General features: G+C 60.9%; 12 protein-coding genes and 1 pseudogene. 7 read left to right on the plus strand and 6 right to left on the minus strand.

Annotated elements, in window-relative coordinates:
* Positions 1-210: 210 nt before the first annotated feature.
* Positions 211-966: a substrate-binding periplasmic protein gene (locus OKC31_RS17315; protein ID WP_270657330.1), complete on the minus strand. Its 756-nt coding sequence runs from the start codon at positions 964-966 to the stop codon at positions 211-213.
* Positions 967-1,076: 110 nt separating this feature from the next.
* A complete protein-coding gene (asnS, locus tag OKC31_RS17320) occupies positions 1,077-2,477 on the minus strand; it encodes an asparagine--tRNA ligase (protein ID WP_058055992.1) in 1,401 nt (466 codons plus the stop codon).
* A 200-nt stretch (positions 2,478-2,677) separates the two neighbouring features.
* Here asnS and OKC31_RS17325 point away from each other — a divergent pair, with 200 nt between their 5' ends.
* Positions 2,678-3,022: a hypothetical protein gene (locus tag OKC31_RS17325; RefSeq protein WP_005359354.1), complete on the plus strand. Its 345-nt coding sequence runs from the start codon at positions 2,678-2,680 to the stop codon at positions 3,020-3,022.
* Positions 3,023-3,031: 9 nt separating this feature from the next.
* Here the strand turns inward: OKC31_RS17325 and OKC31_RS17330 are convergent, their stop codons facing one another.
* Positions 3,032-3,844 carry a HAMP domain-containing protein gene (locus OKC31_RS17330; protein WP_075115475.1) on the minus strand — a complete coding sequence of 271 codons (813 nt, stop codon included), beginning with the start codon at positions 3,842-3,844 and terminating at the stop codon, positions 3,032-3,034.
* A gap of 176 nt (positions 3,845-4,020) precedes the next feature.
* On the minus strand, positions 4,021-5,295 hold the full coding sequence (bioA, locus tag OKC31_RS17335) for an adenosylmethionine--8-amino-7-oxononanoate transaminase (protein ID WP_201936832.1): 1,275 nt from the start codon (positions 5,293-5,295) through the stop codon (positions 4,021-4,023).
* A gap of 193 nt (positions 5,296-5,488) precedes the next feature.
* Between bioA and bioB the strand changes: the two genes are divergently transcribed.
* From bioB to OKC31_RS17365, 6 genes are all read left to right on the plus strand, one after another.
* Positions 5,489-6,577 carry a biotin synthase BioB gene (bioB, locus tag OKC31_RS17340; protein ID WP_270657331.1) on the plus strand — a complete coding sequence of 363 codons (1,089 nt, stop codon included), beginning with the start codon at positions 5,489-5,491 and terminating at the stop codon, positions 6,575-6,577.
* A complete protein-coding gene (gene bioF, locus OKC31_RS17345; RefSeq protein ID WP_270657332.1) occupies positions 6,574-7,770 on the plus strand; it encodes an 8-amino-7-oxononanoate synthase in 1,197 nt (398 codons plus the stop codon). The genes bioB and bioF overlap by 4 nt, the downstream gene beginning before the upstream one ends.
* Complete coding sequence (gene bioC / locus OKC31_RS17350) at positions 7,763-8,578, plus strand: malonyl-ACP O-methyltransferase BioC (protein ID WP_257124643.1); 816 nt, start codon at positions 7,763-7,765, stop codon at positions 8,576-8,578. The genes bioF and bioC overlap by 8 nt, the downstream gene beginning before the upstream one ends.
* 59 nt (positions 8,579-8,637) lie before the next feature.
* Entirely contained in the window at positions 8,638-9,315 is a 678-nt protein-coding gene (bioD, locus tag OKC31_RS17355) for a dethiobiotin synthase (RefSeq protein ID WP_005337893.1), read from the plus strand.
* A 113-nt stretch (positions 9,316-9,428) separates the two neighbouring features.
* Positions 9,429-10,301 carry a protease HtpX gene (gene htpX / locus OKC31_RS17360; RefSeq protein WP_005337890.1) on the plus strand — a complete coding sequence of 291 codons (873 nt, stop codon included), beginning with the start codon at positions 9,429-9,431 and terminating at the stop codon, positions 10,299-10,301.
* A gap of 105 nt (positions 10,302-10,406) precedes the next feature.
* On the plus strand, positions 10,407-11,369 hold the full coding sequence (locus OKC31_RS17365) for an IS1595 family transposase (protein ID WP_270657333.1): 963 nt from the start codon (positions 10,407-10,409) through the stop codon (positions 11,367-11,369).
* Between the two features lie 48 nt (positions 11,370-11,417).
* On the opposite strand, the pseudogene OKC31_RS17370 reads toward OKC31_RS17365, so the two are convergent.
* Positions 11,418-13,125: pseudogene (locus tag OKC31_RS17370) on the minus strand (methyl-accepting chemotaxis protein).
* A gap of 224 nt (positions 13,126-13,349) precedes the next feature.
* Complete coding sequence (locus OKC31_RS17375; protein ID WP_270657334.1) at positions 13,350-15,200, minus strand: hybrid-cluster NAD(P)-dependent oxidoreductase; 1,851 nt, start codon at positions 15,198-15,200, stop codon at positions 13,350-13,352.
* Between the last annotated feature and the right edge of the window lie 33 nt (positions 15,201-15,233).

Consider the following 15,233-nt stretch of genomic DNA (forward strand, 5'->3'; position numbering starts at 1 on the left):
ACTTAAAAACCACGTACTAACAAAAACATTATTTTTGTCACCGAGTGGTATCACTCGGGGCCAAGCCATCCGGTGGTCATGGTGGCAGCACAGTGCGGCAACAGGGCTACAGGGGAGGGGCATAAAAAGGGCTCGATTGCGGCAGAAGAGGATGAAAAAGCAAGCGCTCAGGCTATTTTTGCCAGCAAGGGCTGACTTCGGCGGGTTGGCTCACTTGGCCGCAGGTGCTTGCTGCAGATAGCGGCGCTGATAATCTTCGCTCAGCTTGGCAATATCCAATCTGACAATGGCCTGCGCCACCCGTTGCTGCAACGCCTGCTGATCGGGACGAAACATGATGTGCAGGCTCTTGTGTTCGAGGATCTTCGGGTGAAATTGCAATCCGGCGCTGCTCAGCTTGCGATCATGGTTGATGAGCCAGTGAAAGACATCCCGGTCGATCACCGCCAGATCGAGCCGGTCGCGCTGCAATTTGCGCAGGTTGAGCAGGTCTGCATCGACGGCGGCAGTGTTGAGGCGCTTGCTGGCCATCAGGGCATCGAATTCACGGGTGTTGACGTATCCCTCCACCACGCCGATCCGGTAGGGGGCGAGATCCGTGAGCTGCTGCCAGGGGATGGGGGGGCCTGAACGCTGCGCCATGCCCAGCACGCTGTCGCCCACGCTGGGGGAGCTGCGCCACAGGGTCGGCAGGGTGTCGGAGAGGTACTCGGGAAAATAGCCGCTATAAGGCTGGGTCGGGTCGGCCGCCAGCCGCACCGCCCGCTGCCAGGGATAGAAGTCGAACGTCACTTCCAGTCCCGCTTCGGCAAAGGCGCGTTTGACGATATGACCGGTGAGGCCGCCATCGGGCAGGCTCTGGCTAGTGTAGGGTGGCCACTCCAGGGTGGTCAGACGAACGGGCTCGGCCCACAGTTGAACAGGTATGCAGGACAGCAATAGCGAGAGCAGCAGGCGGTATCCCATAGGCGACGAGTTCCTTGTGCCGGTTGATCCTGAGTATCACCCATAACGGTGACAATAAAAAAGCCGACCCACAGGTCGGCTTTTGTAGTGCAGTGGCAAGATGCCGCTGATCAGAACTCGGCGGTACGCGGAGTACGCGGGAACGGGATCACGTCGCGGACGTTGCCCATGCCGGTCACGTAGACCACCAGACGCTCGAAGCCCAGACCGAAGCCGGAGTGCGGCACGGTACCGAAGCGACGCAGGTCGCGATACCACCAGTAATCTTCCTTGTTCAGGCCCATCTCGGCCAGGCGGGCATCCAGCACGTCCAGACGCTCTTCACGCTGGGAACCACCGATGATCTCGCCGATGCCTGGTGCCAGTACGTCCATCGCGGCAACGGTCTTGCCGTCGTCGTTGAGGCGCATGTAGAAGGCTTTGATATCTTTCGGGTAGTTCTTCACCACCACCGGAGACTTGAAGTGCTCCTCGGCCAGATAGCGCTCATGCTCGGAGGAGAGATCGATACCCCAGGAGACCGGGAACTCGAACTTCTTGCCGCATTTTTGCAGCACTTCGATGGCGTCGGTGTAGTCGATCTGGGCGAAGTCGGAGGAGACGAAACGCTCCAGACGGCCGATGGCATCCTTGTCCACGTGCTGGGCGAAGAACTCCAGATCGTCGCGACGCTCGGTCAGTACGGCGTTGAAGACATACTTCAGCATGGCTTCGGCCAGTGCGGCGTTATCTTCCAGATCGTTGAAGGCCACTTCCGGCTCAACCATCCAGAACTCGGCCAGGTGGCGGCTGGTGTTGGAGTTTTCAGCGCGGAAGGTCGGGCCGAAGGTGTAGACCTTGGAGAGCGCGCAGGCATAGGTTTCGGCGTTCAGCTGGCCGGATACGGTCAGGAAAGCCTCTTTGCCGAAGAAATCTTCGTTGTAGTCCACCTTGCCGGCGTCGGTGCGCGGCAGGTTTTCCATGTCCAGGGTGGAGACGCGGAACATCTCGCCGGCACCTTCGGTGTCAGAGGCGGTGATGAGCGGGGTCGCAACCCAGAGGAAACCCTCTTCGTGGAAGAAGCGGTGGATGGCTTGCGCCAGGCAGTGACGAACGCGGGTCACGGCGCCAACGATGTTGGTGCGCGGGCGCAGGTGGGCCTGTTCACGCAGGTATTCGATGCTGTGGCGCTTGGCGGCCATCGGGTAGGTGTCCGGATCTTCGACCCAGCCGACTACTTTCACCTCGGTCGCCTGCAGTTCGAAAGCCTGGCCGCTGCCCTGAGAGGCGGCAACCACGCCAGTCACTTCCACGGAGCAGGCAGTGGTCAGACGCAGCACTTCATTCTCGTAATTGGCCAGGGTATTGGGGACAACTGCCTGTACCGGATGGAAACAGGAGCCATCGGAAATGGCCAAAAATGAGATCCCCGCCTTGGAATCACGGCGAGTCCGGATCCACCCTTTGACAGTTTGGGTGGTGCCGACCGGATACTTACCGGCCAGCACATCTACTACGGATGCGTGCGTCATCGAAATATTGTCTCCAGCTTGTTCTTGCAGCGCTATTTGCAACACTAGGGAGTCTGGCCCGGGCACAGATGGCCCACCATGGCAGACTAAGCCGTTAATCTTACCCGCGCGGGTTTGATAAACAAGCAAAAATGTCGGACTCTGGTGGGGTTTTCGGCATGGTTCACTCAACAAGAGTGTCACGGGCGCAGGAGAGGTGGGTGAAAGATCGGCGGCATGGGCCAGATTGGCTGACACGGGTGTTGCAGGGGCTGGTGATGCTCTGCTGGGGCGGCTTTATCGTGCTGCTCTCCCTTTACCACTATGCCCGGCCCGAAATTGCCTACGGTTTTCTGGTCTATGGCGGGATCGAGGTGCGCGATTATTGGGACCCGGCCCTTACCCCCTGGCTGGTCTACGGGCTCTGGAGCTGCTGCGCCCTGACGCTGGCGGTGTTGCTGCTGGAGCGCAAGCGCAGCCGCCGTCAGGATGACTCCCGGCATGTCAATCTGGCCATCCTGCTATTGGTGCTGATCGCCAGTCTGCTTTTCTACTACGTCGGTTAAGCGCCCGCCTCAGCGGGGCTGATCCGGCTCCTGCCTGCTGGCCTTGGTGCGCTTGCCGAGCTGGCGCTCCACGCTGTCGAGCATCTGGTTGTAGGCCACCGCCACCCGGCCAATCTCGTCGCCGTCATCCCCCTCCAGCCGGTGACCGAAGTCGTGCAGGTCGGTGGCCTCTTCCATGGAGCGGGTCAACTGGTTGAGAGGGCGCACGATCCAGGTGCGGATGACCCAGAGGGTCAGCAGCAGTCCCATCCCGAAGATGCCGGTGAGGATCAGCGCCGAGGTGAGGATATTCTGCTCGACCCGGGTAAACAGCGAATCGAGGGAGTAGTCAAAGCGTACCGCACCAAGCACGGTGTTCTCCGGCACCAGATGACAGCTGGTGCAGTCGGTGCCGCGAAAATCCTTCTTGGCCAGCAGCGGTCGGGTGACCACCAGACGGCTGTGCATGCCGTTGTGCACCACCTCCAGACTCCCTTTGCCCACCAGAGCCAGCTCATCAAACTCATCCTTTACCTGTTCGGTCTCCCGTCCCGGCCCGAACTGTTTGCTCACCGCGTCGCCACGGACGATGCGGGCATCCTCCACATGGGCATGGTCGAGAAATTTGCCGCGCAGGGTATCGCGGGCATCCATCTTGCCGGTCAGCATCAGCATGTTGAGGCCGTCGAAATAGGCTTCGGTCTGCTCGCGGCTCTGCTCCTTGATGAGGGTCAGGATGAGATCGCGCTCGCGCACCGCCTGATAGGCTGCGGAGAAGACCAGTACCATGGAGAAGATGAAGAGCAGGAAAAAGTTGATTTTGGCAGCAATGGAGAGGCGCATGAGCAGTCTTTCTTGATGGTAAAACCGCAGCAGTTTACCCCTCTTGGGGCCTCAGGTCTGGTGTTTTGCTCACATTACGGCAAGTGAAACTGCACTGAAGTGGATAAAGTTGCCCTCTTTATATATCAAATGCGGGTAGTCAAACGGGCGGCTGCGATGGCCGCCCGCTGCATGCCTTAAAACTCGCCTTCGGTAATGGCCTGACGGATGGCGCCGGTCAATACCCGCAGCTCTTCAGGGGTGATGACGAACGGGGGCATCAGGTAGATCAGCTTGCCAAAGGGGCGGATCCAGGCGCCCAGTTCGACAAACTTGCGCTGGATGCGCGCTACATCCACCCGCTCTTTCATCTCCACCACCCCGATGGCGCCGAGCACTCGCACATCCGCGACCGCCGGGTGCAGGGTCAGCTCTACCAGTTCGGTACGCAGCTGATGCTCGATGGTGCGCACTCGCTCCTGCCACGGTGAGGCGAGCAGCAGATCGATAGAGGCGTTGGCCACCGCGCAGGCGAGCGGGTTGCCCATAAAGGTGGGGCCGTGCATAAAGACCCCCGCCTTGCCGTCACAGATGGTGCGGGCAACATGCTCGGTGGTCAGGGTCGCCGAGAGGGTGAGGTAGCCGCCAGTGAGCGCCTTGCCCAGACACATGATGTCGGGGCTGATCCCCGCCCAGTCGCAAGCAAACAGCTGGCCGGTGCGGCCAAAGCCGGTGGCGATCTCGTCGGCAATCAGCAGCACACCGAACTCGTCGCACAGGGCGCGCACCCACTGCAGGTAGCGGGGGTGATAGAAGCGCATGCCGCCAGCGCCCTGCACTATGGGCTCAAGCACGATGGCGGCGATCTCTTCGTGATGATCGGCCATGAGTGTCGCCAGCTCCACCACGCACTGTTCATCCCACTCGGCGTGGAAGCGACAGCTGGGCGCATCGACAAAATAGTGTTCCGGCAGGAATCCCTTGTAGAGCTCATGCATACCGCCATCGGGATCGCAGACGCTCATGGCGCCAAAGGTGTCGCCGTGATAGCCGCTGCGCAGGGCGACAAATTTGGCTCTTGGCGTTCCCTTGGCGTGCCAGTACTGCTGGGCCATCTTCAGCGCCACTTCCACTGCCACCGAGCCGGAATCGGCCAGAAAGACCCGATCAAGCCCCTTTGGAGTGATCTCCACCAGCTTGCGGCAGAGCTCGACCGCCGGGGCGTGGGTGAGGCCGCCAAACATCACGTGGGACATCTTGCCGAGCTGGGAGGTGGCGGCAGCGTCCAACTCCGGCACCTGATAGCCGTGCACGCAAGCCCACCAGGAGCTCATGCCATCCACCAGTTCACGGCCGTCGCTGAGAGTGATCTTCACCCCTTTGGCGCTGACCACTTCATAGCAGGGTAGGGGGTGAGTGAGGGAGGTATAGGGGTGCCAGATGTGGTGCAGGTCGAATTCTTGATTGGTCATTTGTTGTTCTGTTGTCAATTGGTTTGATCTGGTCGGTGTTGACAGTCTACGCGTGCTCTCTACACTAGCCAACAATTTCAGCCACTTGGCACTGCGCATCACCCTGAGCGCGCAGGCCCGGCGGCGGGTTTTGTGGCCGTCCATCCCAAGATGGCGGGCGCAGGATCCCACTAATAACAACCGGAAGCCATGTATGAATGCTCTCACCGCGGGCGGTCACGCCCTTCGTCATGACTGGACCCTCGCCGAGGTTCAGGCCCTGTTTGCCCTGCCGTTCAACGATCTGCTGTTTCAGGCCCAGACCGTCCACCGCGCCCACTTTGACCCGAATGAAGTGCAGGTGAGTACTTTGCTCTCCATCAAGACCGGCGCCTGCCCGGAAGATTGCAAATACTGCCCCCAGAGCGCCCGTTACCACACCGGTCTTGAGGCCGAGCGGCTGATGGAGGTGGAGAAGGTGCTGGAGCGGGCCCGCGAAGCCAAGGCCAACGGCTCGTCACGCTTTTGCATGGGGGCCGCCTGGCGCAACCCCAAAGAGAAGGACATGCCCTACATCATCCGGATGATTGAGGAGGTGCGCGGGCTCGGTATGGAGACCTGCATGACGCTAGGGATGCTGACCGCCGATCAGGCCGCCCGTCTTGGCGCTGCGGGGCTCGATTACTACAACCACAACCTCGACACCTCGCCGGAGTTCTACGGCGAGATCATCTCCACCCGCACCTATCAGGATCGGCTCGATACGCTGGAGCATGTGCGCAGCGCCGGCATGAAGGTCTGCTCTGGCGGCATCGTCGGCATGGGCGAGCAGGCCAAAGACCGTGCGGGCCTCTTGATGGCGCTCGCCAACTTGCCGCGCCACCCGGAGAGTGTGCCCATCAACATGCTGGTCAAGGTGAAGGGAACGCCGCTGGAGAACGAGGAGAACCTCGATCCGTTCGAATTTATCCGCACCATCGCCGTGGCGCGGATCATGATGCCCGCCTCCCATGTGCGCCTCTCTGCCGGGCGGGAGAAGATGAACGAGCAGATGCAGGCCATGTGTTTTATGGCCGGGGCCAACTCCATCTTCTACGGCTGCAAACTGCTGACCACCCCCAACCCGGACGAGAACAGCGACATGCAGCTGTTCAAGCGGCTCGGCATTCGTCCCGCCCAACGGGTCCAGAAGCCTGATCAGGTTCAAGAAGAGGAGCTGCTGGCCGAGGTGAGTCGCCAGAGCGAACCTGCCGAAATGTTTTATGACGCCACCCGCCCCCGTGCAGGGGCTGCGCGGTCATGAACGGCCCTGCAGTAACGGGCCCCTTTGGGTTGGGCGCGGCGCTGGCCGAGCGCGAGCAGGTGGGTCTGCTGCGCAACCGCATCGCGACCGACGGGGCGAGTGGCGGGCGGCTCAGGGTTGCAGGGCGCGAATACCTCAATTTTTCCGCCAACGACTATCTGGGACTGGCAGATCACGGCGCCATCAAGGCTGCCTTCAACGCGGGGATTGAGCGTTATGGCACGGGCTCCGGCGCCTCACCGCTGGTGACCGGTTACAGCCGTGCCCACCAAGAGCTTGAGGAGACCCTGGCCGAGTGGCTCGGGGTGGAAGCGGTACTGCTGTTCAACTGCGGCTTTTCGGCCAATCAGGCGGTGCTCAAAGCCCTGCTTGGCAAGGAACACCTGCTGTGGCAGGACAAACTCAACCACGCCTCTTTGCAGGAGATGGGCAGCCAGCTCCCTTGCAAGATGAAGCGTTTTGCCCACAACGATATGGCGGCCCTTGAACGGCAGCTTGAGCCCAATCGTGGACTGATTGTCTCGGAAGGGGTGTTCAGCATGGACGGGGATCAGGCCCCTTGGCGCGAGCTCGCAACCCTCGCAGCCCAGAGCGGCAACTGGTTGATGATCGACGATGCCCACGGTCTTGGTGTGCTGGGGCCTGAGGGGCGCGGCACCCTGGCGGCGCAGGGAGTAAATCCTGCCAACGTGCATATCCAGATGGGCACCTTTGGCAAGGCGCTTGGCGTCGCTGGCGCCTTTGTCGGCGGCAGCCGCGAGCTGGTGGAGTATCTGGTCAACTTCGCTCGCCACTATGTCTACAGCACCCATATGCCCGCCGCGCAGGCTTGCGCGGTGAGCAAGAGCATCGAACTGGTGCGCGCGGCTGATGAGTCCCGCGCCCATCTTGGCCAGCTGATCGCTCGCTTCCGGCAAGGGGCAAAGGATCAGGGTTGGCAGCTTGGCGCGAGCGATACCCCGATCCAGCCGCTGCTGGTGGGGGAGAGCAGTGTTGCCCTGCAACTGGCAGAACGGCTGCGGGAACGCGGCGTCTGGGTGAGCGCCATCCGCCCGCCAACGGTGCCAGTCGGTACGGCCCGGCTGCGCATTACCCTGAGCGCGGCTCACCGCGAGCAGGATGTGGAGCGCCTGCTCGATGCCTTGGGGGTCTGCCCTGCAGTTACAACGCTTGGGGAGGCTCACTATGGCTGAGCGTTTTCAAACGGTCGACAAGGCGCAGCTTGCTCGCCGTTTTGGCGCCGCCGCTCGTCATTACGATGCCCACGCCCGCTTTCAACAGGAGGTGGGTCAGGCGCTGTTGGAATGGATGCCAGACAGGCTGGTTGGCACTGATCTGACGGTGAGCGGGCTGGATCTGGGCTGCGGCACCGGCTTTTTCTTGCCCCAGCTGGCGAACCGTTGTCACCAGCTGGTGGGGCTGGATCTCGCCCCCGGCATGCTGGCGCAGGCCGCCTTGCGTGGCAGCGGCGCCCGCCTGCTCTGCGGTGATGCGGAGCAGCTTCCTTTCGCCGACAGCGCGTTCGACTGGGTTTTCTCCAGTCTGGCGTTGCAGTGGTGCGAGCGTCCGGCCCAGGCTTTTGGCGAGTTGCTGCGGGTGGTCAAACCGGGCGGCCAGATCTTTTTCTCGACCCTGCTCGATGAGTCGCTCTGGCAGTTGCGAGCCGCTTGGCAGCAGCTTGATGGTCGCGCCCATGTCAATCGCTTCCTCAGCCTGCCACAATTGGAGCAGGCGCTGGCTAGCGCCGGGGTATCTGCTCCCGAGCTGCGTTGTATCACCTGGGATCTCGCCTATCTTGAATTGCCGCAGTTGTTGCGCGATCTCAAGGGGATTGGGGCCAATCAGATCAATGACAATCAGGGGAGTGCCGCCCCGGCCGGTCTGAGTGGTCGCGCCAGATTGCAGCAGCTGGCGCAGGCGTATGAGGTGTTTCGCCAGCCCGATGGCAGGCTGGTCGCCAGTTATCGGGTGTGCCTCGGCCGCCTCAGCAAGCCTCGCTGAGCGCCGGGAATCGCATTGTGTGCAGGGTAGTCAACGGGCCCTGCCAAGGAGAGAACCGTATGAAATCATTCTTTATCACCGGCACCGATACCGATGTGGGCAAGACGCTGGTGGCGCGCACCCTGCTGCGCGAATTCAGCGCACAGGGAATCAAGTGCGCGGGTTACAAGCCGGTCTCGGCCGGATGTGCTCGCACTCCGGACGGGCTGCGCAACCTGGATGCCGTTCTGTTGCAGGAGGCGGCGAGTCTGCCGCTGCCCTATGAGGTGGTCAATCCGTTCGCCTATGAGCCGCCGATTGCGCCCCACATCGCCGCCAGCGAGGCGCGCCAGCCTATCACCATGCAGGGGTTGAGCGAGGGGCTACGCAAGATTGAACAGGCTGGGGCCGAACTGGCGGTAGTGGAAGGGGCGGGGGGCTGGTATTTGCCGCTCGATCGCAAGCATCTGCTGTCGGACTGGGTCAAGCAGGAGAACATGGCGGTGATCATGGTAGTGGGGGCCAAGCTGGGTTGCCTCAACCATGCGTTGCTCACCTTTGCCGCCATTCGCAATGATCAGCTGCCGGTGGCGGGGTGGGTAATTAATCGGCTCCATGGTTCCATGAGCCATTATCAGGAAAATCTGGACACCCTGAGGGGCTTGCTGCCAGCTCCCTTCCTCGGCGAAATTCCGTTTATAAACAATCCACTTGAAGCCGATTTGCAGGGGCGTCTCGATATCTCGCCGCTACTTTGACGGCATATTCAGCGAACATTCATCGAATCTCCCTAGAATGTCGACATTAACATGATCAGGTGGGGATCCCGAGTGATCCCCGGTCATGTCCCTTATCTTCACAAGGAGTCTATATGAAGCGAATTATGCTATTCCTGGTGACCAACCTGGCCGTCATGCTGGTGCTGGGGGTGGTACTCAATATCCTGTTCTCGGTTCTGGGGATCAACAAGTCCAGCATTTCCGGGCTGTTGGTGTTCTGTGCCGTGTTCGGTTTTGGGGGTTCCTTTATCTCCTTGCTGATGTCCAAGTGGATGGCCAAGCGCAGCTATGGCGTCCAGGTCATCGAGCAACCCCGTAACGAGACCGAGCACTGGCTGGTGAGCACTGTGGCCCGTCAGGCCCGCGAAGCGGGTATCAAGATGCCGGAAGTGGGGATCTACGACTCTCCCGAGATGAACGCCTTTGCAACCGGCGCCCGCCGCGATGATTCGCTGGTGGCGGTCTCCTCCGGCCTGCTCTACAGCATGAGCCGTGACGAGGCGGAAGCGGTACTGGCCCACGAGGTGAGCCACGTGGCCAATGGCGACATGGTGACCCTGACCCTGATCCAGGGGGTAGTGAACACCTTCGTGATGTTCTTCGCCCGGATCGTGGCTGGCGTCATCAGCAACTTCTTCAGCTCCAACAACGAGGAAGAGAGCAGCAGTACCGGCGGTTTTGCCTACATGATCACCGTGTTCGTGCTGGAGATGCTGTTCGGCATTCTGGCCTCCATCATCGTCATGTGGTTCAGCCGTCAGCGTGAGTTCCGTGCCGATGCCGGTGCCGCCAAGCTGGCCGGTCGCGACAAGATGATTGCCGCCCTTGAGCGCCTCTCCCGCGGTGCCGAGCCGCAGCTGGAAGGCTCCATGATGGCCTTTGGTATCAACGGCAAGCGCTCCATGAGCGAGCTGTTCATGAGCCACCCGCCCATCGAGCAGCGCATCGCCGCCCTGCGTGGTTGATAGATGCTGAATGACGGGGGATAACCCCGCATAAAAAAGGCTCTGTCCCAATTACGTGTTGAAAGGCTAATCTTGAAGTAGGCCATCACCTTGAGGTCAACCATCATGGATACCCCAGCCTTTCAACACCTGCTGTCTCTCTTTCCCCAGTTAACCCTGCGCCAGCGCCGTGTTGCTCAGCAGGAGCTCACTGCACCCCACACGATTACCTCGCTCAATACTCAGTTACCGGCATGCAGTGGCTGCCCCCATTGTCAGGCCGATGTTACCCAGCTGGCGCCTTGGGGATGGAGTCGGGGGCTGCGACGCTACCGTTGCAAACTGTGTCTGCGCACCAGCACCGTTCTGACCAAGACGCCCTTGGCCAGATTGCGTAAAGCACAGTGCTGGGAAGACTACGCGCAAGCCCTCATCGAAGGACTGACTGTCCGCAAGGCTGCGCGGCGCTGTGGGGTCAGCAAAAACACCGCGTTCCTCTGGCGTCACCGCTTCTTGCGCGCGATGGCAACCCATCAGGCCACCCGGGAAGAGGGCATCGTTGAGGTTGATGAGACCTTCTTCCTTGAATCGTTCAAGGGGCAGCGGGGACTGCCGCGTCCACCACGTCATCGCGGTGGTAAAGGTCGAACTCGTGGAACCGGGCCAGATTACATCCCGGTGATGGTGGTACAAGACCGTACAGGCCACCATGCGGATTTCCAGTTGGAGAAAATAGATGCCGAGACGGTCATCGCGGTGTTAAAGCCGTTGGTGTCACCAGATGCGGTGCTGTGTAGCGATGGGGCGGGTGTGTATGCCTGTTTCAGCAAGGAACAGGGTATAACCCATCAGGTGGTGCGCAATCGTCAAGGCGAACGGGTAGTCGGTGCGTATCACATCCAGCATGTGAACGGATATCACCATCGGTTGAAAGAGTGGATGGAGCGGTTCCATGGCGTGGCGACGCACTACCTGAAGAACTACCTGGGTTGGCGCCGGATGTTGGAGCGTTACGGAAAAGGCGTAAATATCAAAGCATGTTTGCATGAGGCGCTGGGGCGCCCCATGCAACACGTAATTGGGACATAGCCATAAAAAACGGCTGCCTTCGGGCAGCCGTTTTGCTTTGCAGCATTTTTAAAGTTTGAAGTGCCCCATCTCCTGGCGCAGCACCCGTGACAGCTGCTTGAGCTTGGCCGCCTCTTGAGATACGTGACGGGCGGCATCCCCCGATTGCTCGGAGAGAGAGGTGATGTTGCCGACGGTGGAGACTACCTCGTTGGCGGCGGTGGACTGCTCGCGCAGGGTGTGGCTGATCTCCCCCATCAGGCCGGTGAGGTTGGAGGCGTGGCTCTGGATGCTGGCGATCGCCTCGCCGGTCTGGTTAGCCAGCGTGACCCCGCGAGAGACGTTGTTGACCGTGTTCTCCATGCTGCGGATGGAGGCATCCGCCCCGCTCTGGATCTTGCTGATCATCCCGGTGATCTGCTGGGTTGAGGCCGCCGAGCGGCTGGCCAGATTGCGCACCTCGTCGGCCACCACCGCAAAGCCGCGACCCTGTTCACCGGCCCGCGCCGCCTCGATGGCCGCGTTGAGGGCCAGCAGGTTGGTCTGATCGGCGATGCCGCGGATCACCCCGATGATCTCCGAAATCTGCTGGGTATGGCCGTTGAGCTCGGAGATGGTGCTGGCCGCATCCCCCACTGTGGTGGAGATATTCTCGATGCTGCCGAGCGTCTCTTTAATGACCCCTGACCCCTCCTCCAGGGTATTGGCTGAGACCTTGCTCAGCTCGTCGGCATGAGTGGCGTTGTCGGAGAGGTGACTGATGCTCACCACCAGCTCCTCGATGGCGGCGGCCATGGTCTGGGTGCTGGTTTGCTGATCGGTGGCAAACTGGGCTGTCTGCTCGGCGATCTGGGCGATGCTGTCAGCAGAGTGGGACAGCTCCTCGGTGGAGTGGGAGACCTTGGCGATGATCCCCTTGAGGGTGGTCTGCATACCGCCGAGCAGACCGATCAGGCTCTCTTTCGATCCTGGCGGCACCTTGATGGGGCGCGAGAAGTCCCCTTCCGCCATCATATGGAGATCGGTCTTGAGCTGTTCGACCGAGGTGCCCACCAGATCGAGCAGGGAGCGATAGGTGCGCCAGAGGAAGAACATCAACACCAGACCGAGGGCGATAAAGAGATAGCGCAGCATATCGGTATTGGCGATGGCGCTCTCGACTGCCTCATGGTTGCGCTGCTCCATCATCACGTAGAAGTCATCGATAGGGGACATGATGCGCCCCTTGTTCTGGTGATAGGCTTTGTCATGCATCATGGCGATGGCTTTTTGCTGGTTGGCAACCGGGTCGCCATCGCTCTGCTGCACCAGTTTGAAGGCGGCGACCTCGGTGTTGACCAGCGCATCCGAGTTGTTTTTGGCCTCGTTGAGCTTGGCGAGTTCAGCATCGGTGAAACCGGCATCCTTCATCAGATCGATCAGGCCGCGGCGAACATTGCTGTCGGGGCGAGGATTCTGGCCGTTGGCCGCGACAAAATCCCAATAGATACGGTTGTAGCCATCCGGTCTCGGCTGTTCGCCGTTGCGAATGGCCAGTATCCGCATGTACTGCTGCTCGTAGGCTGGATCCTTGGTGATGACGTAGGTGCGACCGAGTCGGGTCATCGGAGGATTGGCGCAGCTCGTCGGCCAGCAGGTAGGAGAGATATTGTTGTCGATAACTCTCTTCCAGTTGTTTACCCGCCCAGCTGTAGGCGAAAAACACCAGTGACAGCAGGATCAGGGTGATGACGGAGAGCAAGAGGTTGAGTTGAAAGGCGGGTTTGTTCTGTTCCATGGTTTGAGCGTCCTTATTCTCACCGGGTAACCCCCTTGGTCAGACGGCAAAGGCCGCTACGTCGGAGGGGTTTTGTTGTTATTGCTGTGAGTATAGAAGTCATCGTCGGCATGGTTGCGCAGGCGGGGCGAGAAAGAGACGAGAATGGAGGAACCGCGGGTCGACAGGGGGGAAAAGGTCGGCCAGGATCGGGGCCCAGCCAGCCTTTTCGTGGCTCGATCACCCTATTTGATGACGATGTCTGTGAGCGGCACGGCGCAGCAGGCAAGGATCTTGCCCTCTGCCCGCTCGGCGGCGGTGATGGCGGGGGCGTCGGGGTGATCCACCTCGCCCGAGATCAGCGTCTGTTTGCAACTGCCGCAGATGCCGGCGCGGCAGCTCCATGGCAGCTCTACACCTTGCTTGTTGGCCTGATCCAGCACTGTGCCCTGATTGTTGCCGGTAAAGGCTTGGGCGCCGATACGCAGTTGCACCGCCTGATGGGGGCGGGCCACCGAGAGAATGGCGCCGCCAAAACTCTCCTGTCTGATCCGTGCGGTCGGAACGCCGAGGGCCGCAACTTTGGCGGCAGCATCGGCCATAAAACCGTGGGGGCCACAGATAAAGACCTCTTTTTCGGCCAGCCCTTTGATCCGTTGCAGATGCTCATCATTGAGTCGTCCTTGCAGCCCCTGCCAGTGGCTATCTGGCTGGCTAAGGATCAGGGTGAGGGTCATCCCCTGCTGCGCCATGGCATGCAGTTCGCTGGCGGCGGGTATGTCCGCTTCGCTGCGGCACAGGTGCATAAAGTGAACCTCTTCCAGTTCCCCGCGTAGCGCCAGGGTGCGCGCTATCGCCAGCATGGGGGTGACGCCGGAGCCTGCGGAGAGCAACAGTAGGTTGCGCTCGGACCCTAAGTGAAACTCGCCAGCGGGGTTGTCGGCCAGCAGCCGGTCGCCCACCTGCAGTTGCTGGTGCAGCCAGTGGGAGATGCGACCCCCCTCTACCTTCTTGACGCTGATGCTGTAACGCTCCGGATGATCTGGCGTGGAGCTCAAGGTATAGCGCCGCTGGATCCGTTCATTTTTGATATCGAGACTGATGGGCAGATGCTGGCCCGGCAGGTAGTCGGGCAGGGGCTCGCCATCGGCGGCTTCGAACCAGAAGGTCTCCAGATCCCGCGCCAGCGGTTCGCGGGCCACGCAGACCAGCTCCCGCTTCTTCGGTGCGGCGGCGGGATAGACCACCGGTCTGGTGCGCTCCAGCACCTCGATCTCGCTGCCAGCCTCAATCCACCCTTCGTTCAGGGCGATCAGGTTCTGGCCGAAGTAGACCTCGCCATCCTCGCCACGGCGGTAGCGGGTGAGGGTGGCCAGCGGCTCTTTCAGGGCGTTGAAACGATCGGTGCCTGCTTCCACCGTGGTCATGATGCAGCGGCTGCAGGGCTTGACCACCTTGAATTCCACCTCACCGATGCGGATGCGCACCCAGCTGTCCTCCTCGAAGGGCTGGGTATTGTTTGCCACCAGATTGGTGCGGAACTGGCTCATCTGATGCAGCGCATCGGAGCGCAGATTGAGATCCTCAAGGGAGGCTTGGCTTATCAGCAGCAGCGGATAACCGTCGGCAAAGCTGACCCGGGTGCCGGTCTTTTCACGAAAGCGATCAGAGGTTTCACCCAGCCAGAGCAGTTGCACCGTTTCCCCTGCCACCCGGCTCAGCCACCCATCGGCTTTGGGGTCGGTGTGCAGGGCGGTGAAACGGTCGCTCCAGACTCCGGTAGCTTGCGGGGCGCGGCTGAAGTCGACCTCTTGCAGGGTGAGCGGTTCAAAGCCCGGATAGCGCAGTTGCAAGCCACCTTCGATGGGGGTGGCCACGACCTGTTGCAGCTGGGGATGGGTACGGGCGGTGATAAAGGTGCCGTCCGGTTTGACCACCATGTAGCGGCGATCCCCTGCCAGTCCCTCTTCGGTCACCCGGGCGCGAGCCAGCGGCATACCTGCAGTCGATTTGATGGGGTAGAGGTGAATGCTGTCTAGCCTGGGCATCTTCATATCCTTGTGACGCGGCGTGATCGCCTGGAAAAAGTGGAACATAACGGTTCCCCGGCGATCCGGCAATCCTTTCAA

The organism is Aeromonas sp. Y293-4, assembly GCF_027705905.1.
GTDB lineage: Bacteria > Pseudomonadota > Gammaproteobacteria > Enterobacterales > Aeromonadaceae > Aeromonas > Aeromonas veronii.